21 protein-coding genes and 1 pseudogene are annotated in these 19400 nt (G+C 69.6%); 13 read left to right on the forward strand and 9 right to left on the reverse strand.

Translation table 11 applies throughout. The features are described 5' to 3' along the window. The first annotated feature begins 11 nt into the window (after positions 1-11). Genes ACFY0K_RS21295 through ACFY0K_RS21310 form a run of 4 tightly spaced genes read left to right on the forward strand, consistent with a single transcriptional unit; the run spans position 12 to position 4044 of the window. Positions 12-1031 carry a sugar ABC transporter substrate-binding protein gene (locus tag ACFY0K_RS21295; protein ID WP_390641124.1) on the forward strand — a complete coding sequence of 340 codons (1020 nt, stop codon included), beginning with the start codon at positions 12-14 and terminating at the stop codon, positions 1029-1031. A 39-nt stretch (positions 1032-1070) separates the two neighbouring features. Next, positions 1071-2111, forward strand: a complete 1041-nt coding sequence (locus ACFY0K_RS21300; RefSeq protein ID WP_390641125.1) for an ABC transporter permease — start codon at positions 1071-1073, stop codon at positions 2109-2111. Positions 2112-2116: 5 nt separating this feature from the next. Then, positions 2117-2905, forward strand: a complete 789-nt coding sequence (locus ACFY0K_RS21305; RefSeq protein ID WP_352357852.1) for an ATP-binding cassette domain-containing protein — start codon at positions 2117-2119, stop codon at positions 2903-2905. After that, the gene (locus ACFY0K_RS21310; RefSeq protein ID WP_390641127.1) at positions 2902-4044 is read left to right on the forward strand and encodes a serine hydrolase domain-containing protein; all 1143 of its coding nucleotides are present in this window, start codon (positions 2902-2904) and stop codon (positions 4042-4044) included. The genes ACFY0K_RS21305 and ACFY0K_RS21310 overlap by 4 nt, the downstream gene beginning before the upstream one ends. Positions 4045-4064: 20 nt before the next feature. On the opposite strand, the gene ACFY0K_RS21315 is transcribed toward ACFY0K_RS21310, so the two are convergent. Further along, positions 4065-4649: a helix-turn-helix domain-containing protein gene (locus ACFY0K_RS21315; RefSeq protein WP_390641128.1), complete on the reverse strand. Its 585-nt coding sequence runs from the start codon at positions 4647-4649 to the stop codon at positions 4065-4067. A gap of 116 nt (positions 4650-4765) precedes the next feature. On the opposite strand from ACFY0K_RS21315, the gene ACFY0K_RS21320 reads away from it, so the two are divergent. From ACFY0K_RS21320 to ACFY0K_RS21335, 4 genes are read left to right on the forward strand one after another with little or no spacing between them, the layout of a single operon-like run. Beyond that, positions 4766-5602: an EamA family transporter gene (locus ACFY0K_RS21320; RefSeq protein WP_384612892.1), complete on the forward strand. Its 837-nt coding sequence runs from the start codon at positions 4766-4768 to the stop codon at positions 5600-5602. 28 nt (positions 5603-5630) lie between these two features. Next, a complete protein-coding gene (locus ACFY0K_RS21325) occupies positions 5631-6278 on the forward strand; it encodes an FMN-binding negative transcriptional regulator (RefSeq protein WP_390641129.1) in 648 nt (215 codons plus the stop codon). A gap of 33 nt (positions 6279-6311) precedes the next feature. Further along, positions 6312-7019: a B3/4 domain-containing protein gene (locus ACFY0K_RS21330; RefSeq protein ID WP_390641130.1), complete on the forward strand. Its 708-nt coding sequence runs from the start codon at positions 6312-6314 to the stop codon at positions 7017-7019. Between the two features lie 22 nt (positions 7020-7041). Next, positions 7042-8271, forward strand: a complete 1230-nt coding sequence (locus ACFY0K_RS21335) for a trans-sulfuration enzyme family protein (RefSeq protein WP_384612947.1) — start codon at positions 7042-7044, stop codon at positions 8269-8271. Between the two features lie 800 nt (positions 8272-9071). Here the strand turns inward: ACFY0K_RS21335 and ACFY0K_RS21340 are convergent. Further along, positions 9072-9611, reverse strand: a complete 540-nt coding sequence (locus ACFY0K_RS21340) for a hypothetical protein (protein WP_390641131.1) — start codon at positions 9609-9611, stop codon at positions 9072-9074. Positions 9612-9831: 220 nt separating this feature from the next. Further along, positions 9832-10980, reverse strand: a complete 1149-nt coding sequence (locus tag ACFY0K_RS21345; RefSeq protein ID WP_384612897.1) for an ABC transporter substrate-binding protein — start codon at positions 10978-10980, stop codon at positions 9832-9834. Between the two features lie 135 nt (positions 10981-11115). Here ACFY0K_RS21345 and ACFY0K_RS21350 point away from each other — a divergent pair, with 135 nt between their 5' ends. Together ACFY0K_RS21350 and ACFY0K_RS21355 are read left to right on the forward strand one after the other, a co-directional pair. Then, entirely contained in the window at positions 11116-11610 is a 495-nt protein-coding gene (locus tag ACFY0K_RS21350) for a MarR family transcriptional regulator (RefSeq protein WP_352357870.1), read from the forward strand. Between the two features lie 223 nt (positions 11611-11833). Next, positions 11834-12325 carry a cupin domain-containing protein gene (locus ACFY0K_RS21355; RefSeq protein WP_352357872.1) on the forward strand — a complete coding sequence of 164 codons (492 nt, stop codon included), beginning with the start codon at positions 11834-11836 and terminating at the stop codon, positions 12323-12325. Between the two features lie 661 nt (positions 12326-12986). On the opposite strand, the gene ACFY0K_RS21360 is transcribed toward ACFY0K_RS21355, so the two are convergent. The 6 genes and pseudogenes from ACFY0K_RS21360 to ACFY0K_RS21385 all read right to left on the reverse strand — a co-directional run bounded on the left by ACFY0K_RS21360 (position 12987) and on the right by ACFY0K_RS21385 (position 18020). Next, complete coding sequence (locus ACFY0K_RS21360; protein WP_390641132.1) at positions 12987-13544, reverse strand: transposase; 558 nt, start codon at positions 13542-13544, stop codon at positions 12987-12989. Between the two features lie 94 nt (positions 13545-13638). Continuing rightward, positions 13639-14001, reverse strand: a pseudogene (locus tag ACFY0K_RS21365) (IS110 family transposase); the annotation flags it as partial. 806 nt (positions 14002-14807) lie between these two features. Then, positions 14808-16013, reverse strand: coding sequence for a PP2C family protein-serine/threonine phosphatase (locus ACFY0K_RS21370; RefSeq protein ID WP_390641133.1), 1206 nt, complete (start codon positions 16011-16013; stop codon positions 14808-14810). 407 nt (positions 16014-16420) lie between these two features. Continuing rightward, the gene (locus ACFY0K_RS21375) at positions 16421-16789 is read right to left on the reverse strand and encodes a hypothetical protein (RefSeq protein ID WP_310769928.1); all 369 of its coding nucleotides are present in this window, start codon (positions 16787-16789) and stop codon (positions 16421-16423) included. Next, positions 16786-17457 (reverse strand): hypothetical protein, encoded by a 672-nt coding sequence (locus ACFY0K_RS21380; protein ID WP_390641134.1) that lies wholly within the window; start codon positions 17455-17457, stop codon positions 16786-16788. The genes ACFY0K_RS21375 and ACFY0K_RS21380 overlap by 4 nt, the downstream gene beginning before the upstream one ends. Continuing rightward, positions 17448-18020 carry an RNA polymerase sigma factor gene (locus ACFY0K_RS21385; RefSeq protein ID WP_390641135.1) on the reverse strand — a complete coding sequence of 191 codons (573 nt, stop codon included), beginning with the start codon at positions 18018-18020 and terminating at the stop codon, positions 17448-17450. Before ACFY0K_RS21385 ends, ACFY0K_RS21380 begins: the two co-directional genes overlap by 10 nt. A 153-nt stretch (positions 18021-18173) precedes the next feature. Between ACFY0K_RS21385 and ACFY0K_RS21390 the strand changes: the two genes are divergently transcribed. The 3 genes from ACFY0K_RS21390 (at position 18174) to ACFY0K_RS21400 (ending at position 19322) form a co-directional block, all read left to right on the forward strand. After that, on the forward strand, positions 18174-18665 hold the full coding sequence (locus ACFY0K_RS21390) for an Asp23/Gls24 family envelope stress response protein (RefSeq protein WP_390641136.1): 492 nt from the start codon (positions 18174-18176) through the stop codon (positions 18663-18665). 85 nt (positions 18666-18750) lie between these two features. Continuing rightward, positions 18751-18918, forward strand: coding sequence for a hypothetical protein (locus tag ACFY0K_RS21395; protein ID WP_030645371.1), 168 nt, complete (start codon positions 18751-18753; stop codon positions 18916-18918). After that, a complete protein-coding gene (locus tag ACFY0K_RS21400; RefSeq protein WP_189304760.1) occupies positions 18915-19322 on the forward strand; it encodes an Asp23/Gls24 family envelope stress response protein in 408 nt (135 codons plus the stop codon). The genes ACFY0K_RS21395 and ACFY0K_RS21400 overlap by 4 nt, the downstream gene beginning before the upstream one ends. Positions 19323-19400: the final 78 nt, after the last annotated feature.

The raw sequence follows: 19400 nt of genomic DNA on the forward strand, positions 1-19400 counted from the left end.
AGGAGCCCCCCGTGCCCCGATTCCGCAGATCTCGCATCGCCCTGATCGCGACCGTCGTCGCCACCACCGCCGTCACCGCCGCGTGTTCCAAGCGCACCGCCTCCACCGGCTCGCACTCCAGCGGATCCTCCGGCCGCAAGCTGTCCGTGATCGTCGTGTCCGGTCCGCTGAGCGACCCGTTCTTCGGCGCGATGAAGACCGGCGCCGACAACGCCGGCAAGGAGCTGAACGTCTCCACCGAGTACCTCAGCCCGACCTCGACCGACGCCTCCGGCCCGACGCTGGCCAGGCTCATGCAGGCGGCCGTGGCGAAGAAGCCGGACGCGATCGTCGTGGGCAACTTCTTCCCCGCGGCCCAGAACCCCGAGATCAAGGCCGCGGTCAAGGCCGGTATCCCGGTGGTCGTCATCAACTCCGGCGAGTCGGACTGGAAGCAGGACGGCGCCCTCGCCTTCGTCGGTATCGAGCCGGCGGTCGCCGGCACCAGGTCGGGCGAGAAGTCAGCCAAGCTCGGCGTGAAGAAGGGACTGTGCGTCAACACGGTCCCGGGCAACCCCGCCTTGGAGCAGCTGTGCCAGGGCTACACCGACGCGCTCAAGAAGGGTGGCGGCACGGGGAGTGAACTGCGTATCCCGTACCAGGACGCGACCAACCCGACCAAGGTCACCCAGGCCATCGAGGGCGCGCTCAAGGCGGACAAGAGCATCGACGGCGTGATGGCCACGGGCTCCATCGTCGCCGAGTCCGCGCTGAGCGCGGCGAACGACGTCGGCCGCAAGCTGGTCATCGGCAGCGGCGACCCGTCCACCAAGGTCCTCAAGGACATCGAGGCGGGCAAGATCCAGTACGCCATGGACCAGCAGCCCTACCTCCAGACGTACTACGGCGTGCTGATCGCCAAGCAGTACGTGCAGTACAAGATCTCCCCCTCCGGCACGGTGCTCACCGGCCCGCTGGTCATCGACAAGGACAGCGCGGCCGCCGTGCTGAAGATCAACGAGACGTACCAGGGCATCCGCGGTGCCGCCTGAGACGCCGCAGCAGACTTCCAGTTTCAGGAGAGCGCACCCATGACCATCGACCAAGCGGCTGCGGCACCCGCGCTGCCGGACGAGCAGAGCGAACCCCCCGGCCGTTCACTGATCTCACGCACGGCACGGCGCCCGGAGTTCGGCGCGCTGATCGGCGCCGTCGTCGTGTACGTCTTCTTCCTGGTGACCGCGTCCGGCTCGGGCTTCACTAGTGTGAACGGCACGGCCAGCTGGCTGGACACGGCAGCCGAACTGGGCGTGGTCGCCACCCCGGTAGCCCTGCTCCTCATCGCAGGCGAGTTCGACCTGTCGATCGGCTCGGTCGTCGGCGCGACGTCGGCGATCGTGGCCATCGGCAGCGGGACGTACACCATGCCCCAGTGGGCGTCGATCCCTCTCGCGATCGGCTTCGGCCTGCTGGTGGGACTGGTCAACGGTCTCGTCGCCACCCGCACCAAGCTCCCGTCCTTCATCGTCACCCTGGCAAGTTCGCTGGTCGTCGGCGGTGGCGCGCTGGGCCTCAGCCGCGCCCTGTCCGGGAGTACAGCCGTGACGCTGGCACCGGAGCCGAGCGTGCAGGCCGTGTTCGGCTCCAAGGCCGGGCAGTTCCAGGTGTCCATCGCGTGGTGGCTGGCGATCACCGTCGTCGCCTGGTGGGTGCTGACCCGTACCCGCACCGGCAGCTGGATCTACGCCACCGGCGGTGCACCCGAGGTCGCCCGAGACGCCGGCGTGCCGACCGCCCGGGTCAAGGTCGGGCTGTTCATGGCCACCTCCGCCGGTGCCGCGCTCGTCGGTGTTCTGCAGACGATCGCCTACAGCGGAGGTGACGTCACCCGTGGCTCCAGCTTCATCTTCGACGGCGTCATCGCCGCCGTGATCGGCGGCGTCCTCCTGCAAGGCGGCTACGGCTCCACCCTCGGCGTCCTGCTGGGCACAGCGACCTACGGCATCGTCAGCATCGGCATCTTCTACACCGGCTGGAACACCGACTACGCCCAACTCTTCCTCGGCGCCCTGCTGCTGGTCGCGGTGATGGCGAACAACTACTTCCGCAAGCTCGCACTGAGCGGCAGGTGACCCTCATGACGACCACCACCACCGACCATCCCCTGATCGAACTCCAGGGCGTCACCCAGCGGTTCACCGGCGTGACCGCCGTCGCCGACGTCTCGCTCACCGTCCGCCCCAGCCAGGTGCTCTGCCTCCTCGGCCACAACGGCGCCGGCAAGTCCACCCTCATCAAGATCCTCTCCGGGGTGTACACGCCGACCGAGGGCACCCTGTCCATCGATGGCGAGCCTGTGATGCTCAGCGGCCCGCGCGCCGCCCTGGACCGCGGCATCGCCACCGTCCACCAGGGCGCGGGCACCGTCCCGCTGATGAGCGTGGCCCGCAACTTCTTCCTCGGCGCCGAACCCACCAAGGGCCGCGGCCTGTTCCGCCGCTTCGACTCCGCGACGGCCGGCCGCATCGCCCTGCGGGAGATCCAGCAGCTGGGCATCCGCCGCATCCGCGACGCCGACCAGTTGGTGGGCACCATGTCCGGCGGTGAGCGCCAGGCCCTCGTCATCGCCCGCGCCCTGCACTTCGGTGCCCGGGTGCTGATCCTGGACGAACCGACCTCGGCACTCGGCGTCCGCGAGGCCGAGATCGTCCTGCAGGCCGTGGAATCGGCACGGGACCGCGGCGTCGGCGTCGTGCTGATCACCCATCAGGCCCACCATGCCCTGCGGGTCGGCGACCACTTCGCCGTTCTCGCGCACGGCCGGCTCGTCGCCTCGTTCGCGCGGGGCGAGATGGAGGCGGCCGAGGTCATCGACCTGATGGCAGGCGGCACGGTGATGGAGGAGCTGGAGCGCAAGCAGGCATGAGCACGACGCACAAGGCATTCGGCTACACGGCGCCCCGTTTCTCAGGCGTCCACGACGCCTTCGAGAGCAATCTCCGCAACGGCGACGACATCGGCGCCTCCGTCGCCGTCTACCACCACGGCGAGCTGGTCGTGGACCTGTGGGGCGGCGCCCGGGGCCCCGGCGGGACGCCGTACCCGGAGGACGCGCTGCACGTGGGGTATTCGGTGACCAAGGGCGTCATGGGTCTGGTGTTCGCCAGCCTGGTCGACACGGGCGAGGTGGATCTCGACGCGCCCGTGTCGGCCTACTGGCCCGAGTTCGGCGCGGCCGGCAAGGACGGCGTCGTGGTCCGTGAACTGGCCTCGCACCGAGCCGGCTTGCCCGCCTTCGACGAGCCGGTGACCGAGGCCGACCTCGCCGACTGGGACGGCTGTGTGCGACGCCTGGCCCGGCAGGAGCCGGCGTGGTACCCGGGCATCCGGCACGGCTACCACGCGCTGACCCTCGGCTATCTGGCGGGCGAGGTCGCGCGACGCGCGAGCGGCAGGAGCGTCGGCGCCCTGTTGCGCGAGCGCTTCGCCCAGGACGGCGACCTGCAGGCATGGATCGGACTGCCCACCGAGCACAACGGCCGCGTCGTCACGTACCAGGACGCCTCCCCCACGCCGGGAATCGGCGCCTGCCTGGCCACGGCCGCCGCGACCCCGGGCACGCTGACCCATGCCACGTTCACCAACCCTGTCCTCACTGCGGATCTCTTCAACGACCCCGCGCTGTGGCGTCCGGAGATCCCCGCCGCCAACGGCGTCTTCGATGCCAGGTCGCTGGCACGGCTCTACTCCAGCGTGGTGGACGGTCCGCTGCGTGCCATCTCCCCCACCACTGTGGACCGAGTCCGCCACCAGCAGGTCCACGGGCTCGACGAGGTCCTGGTCGATCAGCCCACTCGGTTCGGCACGGTCTTTGGGCTGTCGTCCGCACGTCAGCCCATGCTCGGTCCCGGCTCGTTCGGCCACGACGGTCTCGGCGGTCATCTGGCCTTCGCCCACCCGGAGTCCGGCATCGCGTTCGCCTTCCTCACCAACCGGGCCATCCCCGACCCCACGCCCCACACGCGGCTGTGGCGTCTTCTCTCGGCGGTGGCGGCGGCCCTGTGAGCGGTCGTGCCCTGTGCGGGTCAGGTGGTGGCGGTTGGACCGGGCGGCAGATGGACCGTCATGATCAGGTGGCAGGTCTCGGTGCCCGCCCCGCGGTAGGTGTGCGGAGTGTCGCCGTCGAACGTGGCGGTCTGGCCGGCTTCGACGATGTGCTCGGTGCCGTCGACGATCAGGGCCATCCGGCCGGAGGTGACACTGGCGGTTTCCACGACGCCGGCCTGGTGGGGGTGGCTGGGGTATTCCTCACCCGGTTCCAGCCGCCAGCGCCAGACCTCGACCGGGGCCGGCCCCGACGTCGTCAGCATCAGCTTGGCCTCGCTGCCCCGCTCCCCGGTCCACAGAGGTGCCACGGCGTCGGCGGACACGACACGGACCCGGTTGTCGGACGGCCCCTGCATCAGCGCGGACACCGAGATGCCGAGCGTGTCGGCCAGCCGGACCAGGGTGGCCAGATTGGGGTTGCCCTGGGCCTTCTCCAGTCCCACGAGCGCGCCCTTGCTGACCTGGGCGCGCCGGCTGAGTTCCTCCAGAGACAAACCCGCACGCAGGCGGGCCGCCCGGACGTTGTGCGCGACCGTCCGCAGGGCTGCGGCTGTCTCGGCCACCTGGTCACCTTTCCTACCACTGGACATTCTGATGCACCGCGCGGTCGATCGGTTGTAACCTTCGGTCGATTCGCTGTACGGTGTGGTCGTTCCACTGAATGGTAAGGGATTGTGCTGTGCTCGCTCTGCTGCTGGCCCTGGGCAGCTCACTCGCCTACGGATGCGCCGACTTCCTCGGCGGTCTCGGCGCCCGAAAGGCCCATGTGCTGCGTACGGTGATGGTCGCCGCCCCGGCCAGTCTCGCGGTCGAGCTGCTGCTGTGGCCGCTGCTCGGCGCCTCCTTCAGTCCCGCCGCCCTCAGCTGGGGTGCCGCCTCGGGCGTCGCCTCGGCCGCCGCGTTCGCCCTGCTCTACCGCACCCTGGCGATCGGTCCGATGAACGTGCTCTCCCCGGTGACCGCCCTGGTGTCCGCCGCGCTGCCCGTCGGCGTCGGACTGCTGCAGGGCGAGCACCTGGCAGCCACTGGGCTGGTGGGTCTGCCGCTCGCGCTGGTCGCGGTGGTGCTGGTCAGCGCCGGGCACGGCGCGGGCTCGGCCCGCCCCTCCCGTACGGCACTGCTGCTGGCCTTCGGGGCGGGCGCCGCCATCGCCCTGCAGCTGGTCTTCCTGCACCAGGCGCCGTCCGACAGCGGCGTGGCCCCGCTGATCGTGGGCCGGGCCGTCTCCTCGGCCGTCACCCTGGGCGCCGCCGCGCTGCTGCACCGCAGGCTGGGCCCCGAGCGGCCGGCATACGCGCTCTCGGCGACCGCCGGAGTGCTGGACTCCGTGGCGAACCTGCTGTTCCTGCTCGCCGCCCGCAGCGGAGACCTCACCGTCGTCGCAGTCATCACCGCCCTCTACCCGGCCGGCACCGTCCTGCTGGCCCGCGGCGTCCTCGCCGAGCGCATACACCGCGGCCAGGTCGCCGGTCTGGGCGCCGCCGCCGTCGCCGTCACCCTCCTCGCCCTGACCTGAGCAGACCCGTACGACCAAGGAGACGCACATGCTGGTTCACCCCTGGGACGCCGGCCTGGACGAGGCCGAGTGGCAGACCTGGATCGCCGACGGCCACGACTTCGGGCAGCTCAGCGTCAACGGCCTGCCGGGCCAGCCGCCCATGGTCGTCCCCACCCACTTCACCTGCGACGGAACCCGTCTCCTGGTCCATCTCGCCAAGCCCAACCCGGTCTGGAAGGCGATCGAGCACGACCCGAACGTCGTCTTCACCGTCATCGGCGACTACGCCTTCATCCCCGGCCCCTGGCGCGCCAAGCCCGGCGTCCCGCCCACCGACGGCGTCCCCACCAGCTACTACGCGGCCGTCCAGTTCACCTGCCGCGCCGAGATCATCGACGACCCCGAAGCCAAGGCCGAGCTGCTGCGCCGCCAGCTCGCCCACTTCCAGCCCGACGGCGACCACGCCCCCGTCGCCGTCGACCAGGCGCCCTACGGCCGGATGCTCTCCGGCATACGAGGGCTGCGCCTCGACGTCACCGACGTACGCGCCAAGTTCAAGTACGACGACCACAAGCCCGTCGAGCACCGGAGCGCCGTCGCCGACCGCCTCACCGAGCGGGGCCAGGGCCTGGACGCGCCCGCCGCACGCCAGCAGCTGCGCCGCCTGGACCACATCGGCCCCTGGAAGTCCTGACCGCCCCCCGCCCACAGGAAAGTAACGCCGCCCATGCCCTCCTTCCGCATCGCCCCCGCCGTCGCAGACGCCTTCCCCGACACCCTCATCGCCCTGGTCACCGCCACCGGCCTGCGTGGCCGTGAGTCCTGGCCCCACACCGCCGTCGCCGTGGAGAAGCTGGAACAGCAGCTCGCCGACGGCGCCTGGCACCCCGCCGACGAGAGCGACCCCCGCATCGAGGCGTGGCACATCGCCTACCGCTCCTTCGGCACCAACTCCCGCCGGATCCGCCCCAGCGTCGACGCGCTCGGCCGCCGCCTGACCAAGAAGGGCAGCCTGCCGCGCATCAACCCGGCCGTCGACTCCTACAACGCCGTCTCCGTCCGCCACGCCCTGCCCGCCGGCGCCTTCGACCTCGACCACGTCACCGGCGACGTCGACATCCGCCACGCGGACGGCACCGAGTCCTTCACCCCGCTCGGCGAACCCGACACCGTCGAGAACCCCAAGCCCGGCGAGATCATCTACGCCGACACCACCGGGGTCCTCACCCGCCACTGGAACCACCGCGACGCCCACCGCACCCGCGTCACCGAGGACTCCACCCACGTCGCCTTCGTCCTCGAAACCCTCCACGCCGACCGGGACGGCGACCTCCTCAAGGCCGCGGCGGAAGAACTCCAGGGCCTGCTCGCCCCGCACACCCGACAGGCCGCCGTGCACTTCATCAGCCCCGCACAGGCCCAGACCACCACCTGAGAGCAGCGAATCGAGGATCTCCATGCCGAATTCGAGCACTCGGCCGTCCGGGCCCGACAAGCACGACCCGGCCACGCTCGCGTTCCAGACCCAGGCGGTGCACTGCGGCAACGAGGCTGACGTGGGCACGGGCGCGATCCGTACACCGATCGTCATGGCGAACTCCTACACCCTGCCCGGCGACCCGTTCACACTCGACCCGGACAACCCCGACCTGCTGGTCTACACCCGGGAGTCCGGCGCGAACCAGCTCGCCCTCCAGACCAAACTCGCCGTCCTGGAGGGCGCCGAGGACGCGGTCGTCCTGGCCAGCGGCGTGGCGGCTTTGCACGCCGTGTTCTTCACCCACCTCCGCGCCGGGGACCACGTCGTCGTCTCCGACGTCACCTACAGCGCCGTATGGCGACTGTTCGCCGAGCTACTGCCGGCCAAGTCGGGCATCGAAGCGACGTTCGTCGACGTCACCGATCTTGAAGCCGTGCGTGCCGCGATGCGTCCCACCACACGGATCATCCACACCGAGGTCATCGCCAACCCGACCGTCAAGACAGCCGACATCGCTGCCCTTGCCGACATCGCCCATGCGGCGGGCGCGCTGCTGACCGTGGACTCCACCTGTACTCCGCCACCCCTGTTCCGCCCGCTGGAGCACGGCGCCGACCTGGTGGTCCACTCCCTGACCAAATACATCAACGGGCACGGCGACGCCATGGGCGGCGCCGTCATCGGGCCGCGGGAGCTGATCCTCCCCATCAAGTCCGAGGCCATGATCAATGTGGGCGGCGCCATCTCCCCGTTCAACGCGTGGCTGATCTCACGAGGTTCGATCACCCTGCCGCTCCGCCTACGTCAGCACCTCGCCAGCGCCCAGCGCGTGGCGGAGTTCCTGAACAGCGATTCCCGCGTACTGCACGTCGCCTATCCGGGACTCGCCTCGCACCCGCAACATGAACTCGCCCAGCGACAGTTCGGCGGGCAGGGCTTCGGCGCGCTGATCGCTTTCGCACTCGACGCCGACCACGACACCCGCAACGCCTTCGTCAACAGCCTGCGGCTGATCACCTCCGCGGTGTCCCTGGGACACGACGAGACCCTCATCGTCTACGAGGACACCCCGGCCGGCCGCGCCGCCCTGTTCCCCGAGGTGTTCCGCACCCACGGCCTGCTGCGTCTGGCGGTGGGACTCGAAGACCCCGACGACCTCATCGCCGACCTGGCCGCAGCCCTGGACACGACGATGCCCGTGCTCTGACATCCCACGGGAAGACCCCTGGGAATGCCGCCTGCTCATCGTCACGGCACCGCGGGGGGACCAACGAAGGCCGCCCCATCGTAATCCCGGCCGAAAGAGACCGACTCGGCCTGCAGGACGGCGTGCGCGGAGCAGTGGCCACGTCGGCGCCACCGGAGTACTTGGGCATTTGCGCCTTACACACTCACCGGCGCAGTCCCCGGCGGCGCGAAGTCGACAACGTCAACGGCCCTTTGCCGACGATCGGGTAGTGCACGCAATACCGTCGGGATGGGCGCGGACCGGAGTCCGTCAAGGCAAGGACCGTGGGGCCAGCCTGCCGACGGCAACACAACACGGAGGAACGGGAGATATCCGGATGTCCGTGAAGCCCGGCGACCGCTTCGCCGTCGTCCTTCAGTCCGCCACCTGGGATGAACTGGCTGCGGTACCGACACTGCGGGCTACTCGCTCGACCTGCCCATCGGGCGCCCTCACCATGGCCTCCGGATACGGCATCCTCACATGTCTCGGCGCACCGCCGGTCCGACTGGAGGCCCGCGTCGTCCTGGAGCAACTGCTGGATCGCTTCCCCGAAGTACCGCTCGCTCCCGGCTACCACCGCGAACCGCCTGCTGACCTGGTCGTGATCCGCCGCCCGGCCCGACTCCACGTCGTGTTCCGAGGTTCGGCAGCCGCGAAGAGTGGGTATCGCCGCGACGGTCTGCACTCGGGCCGTCAGGCTGACACCCGTCTGGAACATGACGCGGTTGCGCCGGCACAAGCCGGCGCAACCGAGAGCGAATCACTCCGAGCTCATGCTAGATCGCCGCGAACCGCAGTTGTTCGACGATCTCGCCGCCCTCGCGACGGGTGAAGGTGGCCGATCGCTTGCCCAGTTCGTCGCCGCGGATGACAGCGCTCCAGCCGGGGCGGACATCGGCTGCGACCTGAAGGAGCTTGTCATCGGGGCTGGTGATGGTGACGAAGGGCTTCTCGTCCTCGTACGGGTCGGGCTCCTCCTCCGTGAGCTCTCGCATGAAGAGGTACTCCTCCACTATCTGCCCTTCGCGGTGGCGGGCGAAGGTGCAGAGGCGGAAGTCGCCGGGGACGTAGTGGCCGACGACCGCCGTCCACTCGCCCTGCGCGACCTGCGGGTAGTGCTGGAGGATCCGGGCCTCGGGGTTGTCGACCAGGATGTCCTTCATGGCGGCGATGTGCTCGTCGACGTCGGCGGTCGCCGCGCCGCCCATCTCCACGTAGACGTCTGACGCGTGGTAGTAAGCCTGCATGTCGAACTTACGGTTGTTCCAGGCGACGAAGTCGACCATGTGGAAGTGGATGCAGTTGTCCTTCTCCACCTGATATGTGTCGCCAGCCTGTGGATGCAACGATTCCATGTCCATCTCCGGTTCAGTCGAGGGCCAGGTTGAGTTGGGCCGGCCTGGCCGAGCCTTGGCCCGAAGCTGTGCGTCTGCGGCCCTCTTTGCGGCGGGAAAGGGCACGCGGCGGAGCGCTTGATGATGCACGTCCGATGCGAGGACGCAGGGCGCTCGGCTTCGGATCGAAGCCGAGCGCTCGTCAGCCCTGGGTGCCGTCGCGGTTGATCGGGTACAGGCCGAGGACGCCGCCCGGGTCGGAGGGGTCGACGCCCTTGACGTCGCCGACGTAGAGGGTGATCAGCGCCTTGTAGCGGTCGAGGGCGGTCCGGTTGCCCATGAACTTGCCGAGGGCGAGCGGGTTCGTGTTCTTGTAGTTGAAGATGGGCTTGCGGCCCGCAGGTGCGGCGACATCGGTGCGGGCGCTCCAGGTGCCGATGGAGTTGGTCTGGGCGTCCTTGGACAGCAGCCAGCTCAGGTAGAGCTTGGCCGCGGCCTTGTGCGGGGCCTTCTTGAGGATGGCGGCGGTCTGCGGCCAGGTGACCCAGGGGCTGTGCTGCGGAATGCTGGTGGTGGACAGGCCGGAGAAACTGCCGGCGCTGCCGAAGTTCGCGACATAGCCGCCGGTGCCGACCGTGTCGGCGGCGGCCTGGGTGCCACGGACGAACTTCGGGTGCTGGGCCAGGAGCTTCTTCAGGTAGCCGAGGCCGTACTTGTCGGTGAGCTGCTTGAAGTAGAAGAGGACGGCGTCGTCGTCGTTGGGGTAGGTGAAGACGAGCTTGTTCTTGAACTCGGGCTTGAGGAAGTCCTTCGCCTCGACGGGCGCGTCGCTGCCGAGCGTCTTGGCGGTGACGTCGGCGAAGCCGAAGAACATCACGCCGGTGTAGTAGCCGTCCTTGTCCTTGATCTGGTTGTAGACCTTGTCCCAGCCGACCGGCTTGTACTTCGCCAGCACGCCCTCCTTCTTCCAGTACGGGAAGTCGTCGAGGGTCTGCAGCTGGGCGACGTCCGCGACGACTCTGTCGGTGGCGATCTGGTTGTCGATGCGGGCGTCGTGGTACTTGCTGAGGTCCGTGACCATGTTGAACTTGATCTTCGGGAACTTCTTGAGGAAGGCATCACGGAGGTAGTCGGCCTGGTAGGGCGTGTCGCCGCCTGCGTAGACGGTCAGGGTCCCGCCCTCAGCCAGGGCCTGCTGATACAGCTTCTGCAGTTGCGCCTGCTCGCTCGTGGGCACGAGGCGCGGGGTGTCGGCGCCACGGGAGGGGGAATCGGCGAGAGCGGCGGTGGCGCCGCCCGCCAGCACGCTGAGCGTGAGTGCTCCGATCAGAGTCCTGCGCAGGGGGTTCATGACAGCTCCTGAGAGTCGAGAAGTGCTTAAACTTTTCAGCACCTGGGCAGGACTGACGCTAGGGCGCAGAGCTTAAACTTTCAAGCGTTCACCCGACACTTTCTTAAAAGTTGAAGCAGTGCTAGGGTCCCGCACATGGAGAAGACTCGCTGGCTGAACGCCGAGCAGCAGCACGCCTGGCGCGCCTACTGCAACGCCAGCGCCCTGCTGGAAGACACCATCGACCAGCAGCTGAGAAGCACAGCGGGCATCATCCACCTGTACTACACAGTGATGGTCCGCCTCTCTGACGCCTCCGACCGACGCCTGCGGATGACAGATCTGGCCGAGCAGCTCAAAATCTCCCGCGGCCGGCTCACCCATGCGGTCCGCCGACTGGAGGAGGACGGCTGGGTTCGCCGCGAGAATTGCTCCACCGACAGGCGTACCCAGTTCGCCGTTCTGACGGACGAGGGCATGGCCGCCCTGGCACGGATCGCGCCCGGACACGTCGCCACCGTCCGCGCCGCGATCTTCGACCACCTCAGCAGCGAGCAGACCCGCGCCTTCACCGAGATCTGCGAGACCATCCTCGCTGCCCTCACCGACCCCCACGGCCCCGCCACGACGGGGATGCCCTGGCGCCGCTGAAGCGATCCCTCGCCGGACCGCGCCCGATGCGGTGACGCAGCGCCTCCAGCTCCGCTCTCACCAGAAGGGCCGGGCCACGTTGGCCGTCACATCCGGGAAGAAGTCGGCGTACCAGGAGGCGCGCCATTTCCAGCCGCGACCGGCGGATCACGTGATCCGCCGGTCCGTCCCGACCCGGCAGCTCAAGTCGATCAAGGAAAGTTCTCTGGGCCACAATGACGCCATGACCGACAGCCCTTCCCGCAAGGCGCCTCGTCCGCTCCTGCGCCGCCCCTCGGACGGCGAGCTCATAGAGGTCGCCGGCGTCGCGCACTTCTTCCGACTCACCGGCGAGCAGACGGGGGGACGCTTCGCCTTCGAGGAGTTCAGTCTCGCGCCGGGCACCATCGGAGCCAGGCCCCACGTACACGAAGGACATGACGAGTACTTCTACGTCCTTGAAGGTGAGTTGACCCTCCACACCGGGGACGGCGAGGTGACGGCCGGCCTGGGACATCTGCTCGCCGCGACCCGCGGCACCCCTCACGGCTTCCGTAACGAAGGCCCGGCTCCTGCACGAGCCCTGTGCCTCTACACCCCGGCCGGCTACGAGAACTACTTCCGCGACGTCCATGCCGCCGTGAGCGCCGGTGCAGAAGCGACCGACCAACTGCTCGCCGAATTCCGCAGCCGCTACCGGACCAGCTCGTACCCGCTATCCCCGGACATGCTGTGAAGGGCGCTGACTTCCGCCTGATCATCGCAACATGATCACTCCGCTGTGGCGACGAGCTCGGCGAAGAGTTCCGTCGGTGTTTGCCATCCAGCACCTTGCGGGGACGGCTGTTCAGCTCGGCGGCCGCGTAGGAGTGCTCGGGGAACCGGGCCCGGACCCACCTTGGCAGGCCGGGTATCGCTTCTCGTGCTAATCGCAATCAGGAAGCAGATCAAGTCGGACAGGCTCGTCGCGGTCGCGGTGCAGCCTGCCGTCGACGACCCGGGCGGCGGCGACCTGGAGTGAGGAGCGGCGGGTGTTGTGGGTGCTGTCGTCCTCGGTGACCCCGGCGGGGCGGCTGTGATGCAGGGCCCGGCCGGCCGGACACCATCATCCGTTCGTCTCGAAGAGCCGCTCCACGGCAGTGCCGCAGAAGCCTCCAAAGGCGGTGGGCTTTGCAAGAGTGAAGGGTATGTCCTGGTTGGTCGCGAAGAGTTCCCGGGTCGGATGCTGCGCGCCGGCCATAAGACACGTGTCGTCACCGCGTCCTTGCTTCGGGTGCTTGAGAGAGGAGAATCCGAGTGCAACGGTGCCCACGGCGGACACTGAAACCCGCCTACTCAGAAGCCAGCCGGGCCGCACCTGCGGGGCTTCTCGTCGCGCGCCGCTCTCACGGACGCCCCTATAACGGGGGAACGCTGGATACCGTTCTGACCAGGTTGAAGACCTCGCGGGCGGCATATCGTTTGAGGCATCGGATGATCTCGCGCCGGGTCTTGCCTTCCTGGGTGCGGCGTTCGTAGTACGCCTGGGTTCGGGGGTCGTGGCGCAGGCGGGTGAACACGATGCGGTGCAGGGCGGCGTTGGCCTGCCGGTCGCCGCCGTGGTTGAGCCGTCGCGTGATGCGCCGCCCGGAGGAGTACTCGATGGGGCTGACTCCGCAAAGGGCAGCAAAGGACGCCTCGGTGTTCAGCCGCTCGGGATTGTCCCCCATGGTGATCAGGAGAGTGACGGCGCTGTCCGGGCCGATGCCCATCGGTACGAGCAGTTGCGGCGCGTGGCGTTCGACGAGTCGGGTCAGGCGTTGGTTCAGCTCGTTGATCTGCCCGGTGAGCTGTTCGATGCGTTCGGCGAGCATGCGTAATGTCATGTGGGTGGCCTGGACCACCGCGTCCTCGTCTCCCCCACCATCGGGTGGGCTGAGGGTCGCGCAGGTGCGGAACAGCTCGGCATTGCCCAAGCTCGACAACCGTTCCCGCAGGGCGGTCGGCGATCACTAGGACGGCCTTGAGCTGGTTGATCGCCTGTGTGCGGGCCTTGACCGCGGAGTCCTTGGCGAGTTTGTAGATCCGGGCGCCTTGCACGGGTCCGTCGCCGGACTTGGCCTGGGCCCGGGTGCGACCGCTGAGCACGGCTCGCGCTGCGGCCTGCGCATCGAGCGGGTCCGACTTGCCGAGCAGACGGCGGGCTGTGCGGTCAGGCCGATTCACTTCGAACACCTGGATCTGCTGCGCCAGCAGGTAGCGGGACAGGCCCGCGCCGAAGGTGCCAGTGCCCTCCACACCGGCCCGGCGCACCGTCCCCCGCCTGCGGGCCCACACGAGCAGCCGCCGGTAACCGGCCGGCCACCGCCGGAAAGGACTCGGTGCCCAGGATCTTGCCCAGCGGGGACACCACGGCGGCGACGTGCACCTCACCGTGCGTGTCCACGCCGAGCACGACTTCTCTCCGCACGGGAGGATCCGTACTGGAGGAGGTGATGCGCTGTCTGGTCGTCATGGTGGTTCGCCTCCCGCAGGGTGACACGCTGAGTGGATGGCACCGGCCCGCTCGGGCGGTCTGAACCGTGATGGCGCCTGGAACTCGGCAAGGCCCCTATTGGGACACGCCCTGTGGCTCGGTGACAGCAGAAGCCAGCCCGCAACGACGGTCGACAAGCCTGTGACTGGACACTTCGGTCAAAGATCTCAAGAGTCAGACCCCCGTCCGGGACGGCATCGCGCAACCGTCGCATCGATCCCGGCGTATCGGCATCTACCGACCACAGCCGGATGGCTTCGCCCGAACCAATGCCCAACCTGGCCGGAGCAGGCTGAGAATGAGTTGACTCCCCGCCCACTCGCGACCGGCAATGACAGACAGCCGTCTGGGCCGCCTTACGGTCGCCCTCCATCGGCCATCGCACGAACGGCTTCGAGCCCTCATTCTGGTGCACGGTTGTCCGCAAGTCATGGGGCGGGCTGCCAAAGAGGCTGCCTAGCAACTCGGCAAAGGCACCGGCGAGTGCTTGGGAACTCGGTCTACTCGAGTAACGGGGAACAGCAGCACCGCACGAAGGGGCGCCCGCGTGGAAGGCATGGCGCATGTGGGCGCTGCCGGACCCGATGCTCGCGGCCCCCGTCACCGACCCGGCGCCGCCCGATGGGTGGGCCGCCGAGGAGAAGTGGGACGGTTCTCCAGACACCTCGTGATGTCTCATTCGCGTTGGCACCGTTCACCCAGGTCACGACTGGTCCTTCGTGCGTGCGGCTGAGGCTTGCCGGGTGTCTGCGCCGCTGCTGACGTGCCGCTGGGTCTCCTGGGGGCCGTGCCAGTCCAGGCAGACGGCGGTGGCATCGTCTTCGAGCCGGCCGTCGGCGGCGTCCCGGACCGCGGACGTCAGCGCCAGCGCGGTCTCCCTCGGGTGCAGATTCCGGGTGCACCCCAGCAGGGCGGGCAGATCGACCTTCTCTCCGTGACGTTCGAGCATGCCGTCGGTGACCATGAGCAGACGGTCACCGGGCCGCAGGTCGAGGTCCTGCACACGGTACGGGTGGGGAGTCAGCTCAGACAGCCCGAAGGGATGGTCCACCTCGCAGGCAATCGTCTCCACAGCCCCGTCGCGCATGCGCAGCGGCCAGGGATGACCGGCGTTGACGAACCGGGCCCGCCCGGTATGGAGATTGATGCGCAGGAGCTGCCCGGTGGCATGACCGTGGCCGTGTTCGATCAGTGCCTGGTCTGCCCGGTGGGCCTGTTCGCCCAGGCCGGTGCCCGCCCGGCGGGCACCGCGCAGGGCGCCCACCAGGACCGTGGCGGCCAGGGCGGAATCCATGTCGTGGCCCATGGGATCGGTCACCGACACGTGCAAGGTGTCGCGGTCCACGGTGTAGTCGAAGGTGTCGCCGCTGAGGTCCTCGGAGGGCTCCAGGTTCCCGCACAGGGTGAACTGTGCGGCCTCGCACGACAGCGACAGGGGCAGCAGCTGGTACTGGATTTCAGCTGCCAGGGTGGCCGGCTTGGAGCGTTTGCCCCAGGTGTAGAGATCGGTGAAGCGGCCGTTGGCGATCACGATGTAGGCCAGGATGTGGGCGGCTTCCCCGACTGCGTCGAGCACATCCTCGCCAGGGCCGGTCGGCAGGAGCAGTTCCAGCAGCCCGATCGCATCCCCGCGGTTGGTGACGGGCACGATCACCCGCTGCCCCTCGCCGGTCGCGTCCTGATACAGGCGCTGGGTACGGATCACCTCCTCGTAGACACTGCCGAACAGGGGAACCCGCTCGGCCTGCCGCCCACCCTGAGTGGGAGCGGTGGACAGCCGAGCCACCGCCTTCCCCGTCAGGTCCACGATGAGGAAAGAGACCTTAGTGGCCTCGAAACGCCGCCGCAGGTCCTCCGCGATCACGTCGACGGCGTCCGCCGGCGCCGCTGTCTCCGCTGCTGTCAGCAATCGAGTGAGCCCACTTTGTCCACCGCTCACGACCGCAGTCCCTTCCGCAACCCCCCCACCAGCTTGGTAATCACCGCAGTGAGCGTCAATCCGTGAACAGTCACGCTCCGGCGTTCGCCCGCGGACGGGGCCGCCACGGCTGCTCTGTACAAAAGCGGCTCGACAGGCCGATGTCTTATGCGACACGCCAGAGTCTGGAGCTCCATGGTGGGCGGGCTTCGACGGGCACGTCCGGAGGAGTAACTCACAGCCGGTCACCCCGTACGGGAGCCGGATCGTCGGCGGCACTGAGGCTTGAGCCGCGACCACCCATGTAGGACTTCCGGACGGGGAGCAGCGCGCTCCCACGGTCGGCGACCTGCCGCTTGCCGAACGACGGTTCGTGGGGCCTGTGCCCGCGCCGCCGCTCATGCCGCGTCGCGCCAGGCGGCAATACCGGTCACCGTGACCGCGACGGTGACCGGCTCCGCGGCACCGTGGGTGGCGAGGTGGGTGACGAGGGCGGCTGTCACCCGGTCGTGGACGATTCGGGCGATGTCCAGCGCCCGCCGACCCTCCGTCAGGACGCAGCGCACCTCGATGTGCCATCCCGACCCGTCCGGCGCCCGGTCGGCGCGTATGCCCGCCTCGGGTGGCGTGGTGTCCGCCCGGGTGGGCGCGGCGGCTGCCGCGAGGCGCCGGGCGAGGCGGGGTTGCAGGGCGGCCACGCCAGGAACCGCGAGGGCTGCCTCGGCCGCGACGCCGGGGAGCGCGGTGGTGCCGGTGGCGGTCATCATGCGCCACCGCCCGTCGGGAGGCGGGGACCTGGGGTCGGCCCCGGTTCCAGAACGTCGGCCACGGTGATGTCGACGGCTGTCACCGTGAGCCCCAGGTCCTGTCCGGCCGAGTGGAGGACCGTTCGGCGTACCTGGTGGACCCGGTCGGGCAGCGGGCGGTCGAGGGCGGCGGCCAGGGTCATGGTCACCCGCACGTCGGTGCCGTTGCCCTCGGGTACGAGCCGGCAGGTCGCGGCCCTGGCACCGGGGACCGTGTCCGCGGCCTGCCTCAGCACCTTCGCCGCGGCGCTCTCGGCGATCCGCAGGTCGCGGTCGGGGTCGGCCAGGGGCAGCAGTCGCCCGAACCGGGCCTCTGCCCTGACGACGTCCATGACCCGGTCCGCGAGTGCGTGCAGGCCCGGAGGGTCCTCGTCGCGCAGCGCCCGGGCGGCCGCGTTCACCGTTGCCAGTCCCTCGACTGCCTCTCGGCAGTGAGGACAGGACACCGGGTGCAGGTCGGCGGCCGGCGGTGCGTCCCGCGCCTGTTCCCAGACCCGGCTGAGCAGGCGGCCGCAGGGCAGTACCTCATCGCCTGCGATCGGGGGCACGTCGGCGGCGGCCGAGCCGTTGCGGGGCCCGTCGGCTCCGGGCGGTCCGGGAGGCCGCGTGTGCGGGTCGTCTAGCGCCATGGGCCCATCGCCTCCTGCAGGGATCGGCGTGCCCTGAACAGTCTGCCGCGTACCGTCTGCTCGCCGGTACGCGTCACGTGCGCGATCTCCTTGTAGGGCAAGCCCTGCACCTCCCTCAGGATCCAGCAGACCCGCTGCCCGGCGTCCAGCTCGGCGAGTGCGCGGGACAGGGCGGCCGTGGCCGCGTCCTGCTCGGCGGTCCGGGCGGGCTGGCACGCGTCGCCCGCCGCGGGTTCGGCGACGGCGTCCAGGGGGAGGGGCGGCGGTCGGCGGCGGCACATGGTCTGGCAGCGGTTGACGGTGATCCGGTACATCCAGGTGTGGAACTCCGCCCTGTGGCGGTATTCCGGCAGGTGGCGCCAGGCGCTGACGAAGGCGTCCTGAACGGCCTCCTCGGCGTCCTGGGGGTTGCCCAGCATGCAACGGGCCAGGGTCAGCAGGGACCGGCTGTGCCGCTGGACGAGAACGGCGAAGGAGTCCTCGTCTCCCTCGGCCGCCCGTACGGCCAGCAGGCGGTCGGGCAGGTCGCATCCCAGTCGTGGGGAAGCAGTGCGTTCGATCATGGCGCTCCCACGCAGGCTCGGAACGATCGTGTACCCCTGATACGAGTTGTGACGCACATCACATGCCAGACGCGTGAGGATTGTGCCGCCCGGTATGTCCAACGTTCGACGGGCACCATTCCGGTGCCCGGCCGACCGATCGAGGCGACCGCCATGACGGACAACATCACCAGCGTCGGCGGGGGCAGCCGGCCCGAAGCGGGCGTGAGCGCGCTCAAGGGCCGCACCGGGGCCGGGGCTCCGGCCGAGACACGGGGCAGGACCACCATCGCGGACGGTGTGGTGGCCAAGATCGCGGGCATGGCCGCCCGCGAGGTACCGGGCATCCACAGCCTGGGCGCGGGGATGGCCCGCGCCTTCGGCGCCATGCGCGAACGCGTCCCCGGCGCAGGCGGAGGCGGAGCGGTCACCCGCGGCGTCAAGGTCGAGGTCGGGGAACGGCAGGCCGCGGTGGACCTGGACGTCGTCGTCGAGTACGGCGTCTCCATCGTCGACGTCGCGGGCGGCGTACGCGTCAATGTCATCAGCGCCGTGGAGCGGATGACGGGCCTGGAGGTCGTCGAGGTGAACATCGCCGTCGACGACGTCCACCTGCCCGACGACGAGGAGGAACAGACCGGACCGGACGAGGGCCGCGTGAGGTGACCGCTGCCGGGAGCACCGCCGTGTCCTCGGGCCCGAGCGGATGATCACGGCGAAGTGGGACGCTCGCGAGACGGGTGAGTGCGAGATGAACACAGCAACGACGGGACTCGCGGCCGGCATGGCCCTCGGCTTCGCCGGCTACTTCGGCGGCTTCTGGGCCTTTCTGCTGGTGCTGGTCCTGGGTGCGGCGGGGCTGATCGTCGGCCTCGTCGTACAGGGCGACCTGGACCTCCGGACACGGAGGCAGCGGTGAAGACCCGGCCCGGTTCCCCCGGCGAGGGGTCGGGCCCGCCGGCGCCGGCCGCCGGGCTGCCGCCCCCGGCCGAGCGGGGCGCCACCGTCATCCCGGACAGGGTGGTCGCCCGTATCGCCGCCCAGGCCGCACGCACGGCCCAGTCCCGGCGCGCCGCCGTACCACCCGACCGCGGCGGACCGGCGGCACCCCACGCCTCCGCCGCCGTCCGTACCGGATCGGTGCGCCTGCATCTGACCATGGACCTGCCCTACCCCACCGACATCCCCCGTGTCTGCGAGCGGATCCAGCGGGACGTCGCCGAACGGGTCGCCCAGCTGACCGGGCTGCGAGTGGGAGAGGTCCTCCTCACCGTCCGGCGGCTGGTGACCGCCACCGACTCGAGCCGGGGGCGGGTCCGGTGAGCGGCCGGGCGGCCCGGGTCACCGGGCACGCCGTGCAGGAAGGGCGATCGCGATGACATCCGGTCCACGTCCCCCGGG

The organism is Streptomyces sp. NPDC001507 (assembly GCF_042894765.1).
In the GTDB taxonomy this organism is placed as follows: Bacteria; Actinomycetota; Actinomycetes; order Streptomycetales; family Streptomycetaceae; genus Streptomyces.

Excerpts from the sequence above, each read along its gene's own strand:
- ACFY0K_RS21300 (WP_390641125.1), top strand. The coding sequence starts at position 1,071 with ATGACCATCGACCAAGCGGCTGCGGCACCCGCGCTGCCGGACGAGCAG.
- ACFY0K_RS21305 (WP_352357852.1), top strand. The coding sequence starts at position 2,117 with ATGACGACCACCACCACCGACCATCCCCTGATCGAACTCCAGGGCGTC.
- ACFY0K_RS21310 (WP_390641127.1), top strand. The coding sequence starts at position 2,902 with ATGAGCACGACGCACAAGGCATTCGGCTACACGGCGCCCCGTTTCTCA.
- ACFY0K_RS21325 (WP_390641129.1), top strand. The coding sequence starts at position 5,631 with ATGCTGGTTCACCCCTGGGACGCCGGCCTGGACGAGGCCGAGTGGCAG.
- ACFY0K_RS21330 (WP_390641130.1), top strand. The coding sequence starts at position 6,312 with ATGCCCTCCTTCCGCATCGCCCCCGCCGTCGCAGACGCCTTCCCCGAC.
- ACFY0K_RS21335 (WP_384612947.1), top strand. The coding sequence starts at position 7,042 with ATGCCGAATTCGAGCACTCGGCCGTCCGGGCCCGACAAGCACGACCCG.
- ACFY0K_RS21345 (WP_384612897.1), bottom strand. The coding sequence starts at position 10,980 with ATGAACCCCCTGCGCAGGACTCTGATCGGAGCACTCACGCTCAGCGTG.
- ACFY0K_RS21350 (WP_352357870.1), top strand. The coding sequence starts at position 11,116 with ATGGAGAAGACTCGCTGGCTGAACGCCGAGCAGCAGCACGCCTGGCGC.
- ACFY0K_RS21355 (WP_352357872.1), top strand. The coding sequence starts at position 11,834 with ATGACCGACAGCCCTTCCCGCAAGGCGCCTCGTCCGCTCCTGCGCCGC.
- ACFY0K_RS21375 (WP_310769928.1), bottom strand. The coding sequence starts at position 16,789 with ATGATGACCGCCACCGGCACCACCGCGCTCCCCGGCGTCGCGGCCGAG.
- ACFY0K_RS21380 (WP_390641134.1), bottom strand. The coding sequence starts at position 17,457 with ATGGCGCTAGACGACCCGCACACGCGGCCTCCCGGACCGCCCGGAGCC.
- ACFY0K_RS21385 (WP_390641135.1), bottom strand. The coding sequence starts at position 18,020 with ATGATCGAACGCACTGCTTCCCCACGACTGGGATGCGACCTGCCCGAC.
- ACFY0K_RS21390 (WP_390641136.1), top strand. The coding sequence starts at position 18,174 with ATGACGGACAACATCACCAGCGTCGGCGGGGGCAGCCGGCCCGAAGCG.
- ACFY0K_RS21395 (WP_030645371.1), top strand. The coding sequence starts at position 18,751 with ATGAACACAGCAACGACGGGACTCGCGGCCGGCATGGCCCTCGGCTTC.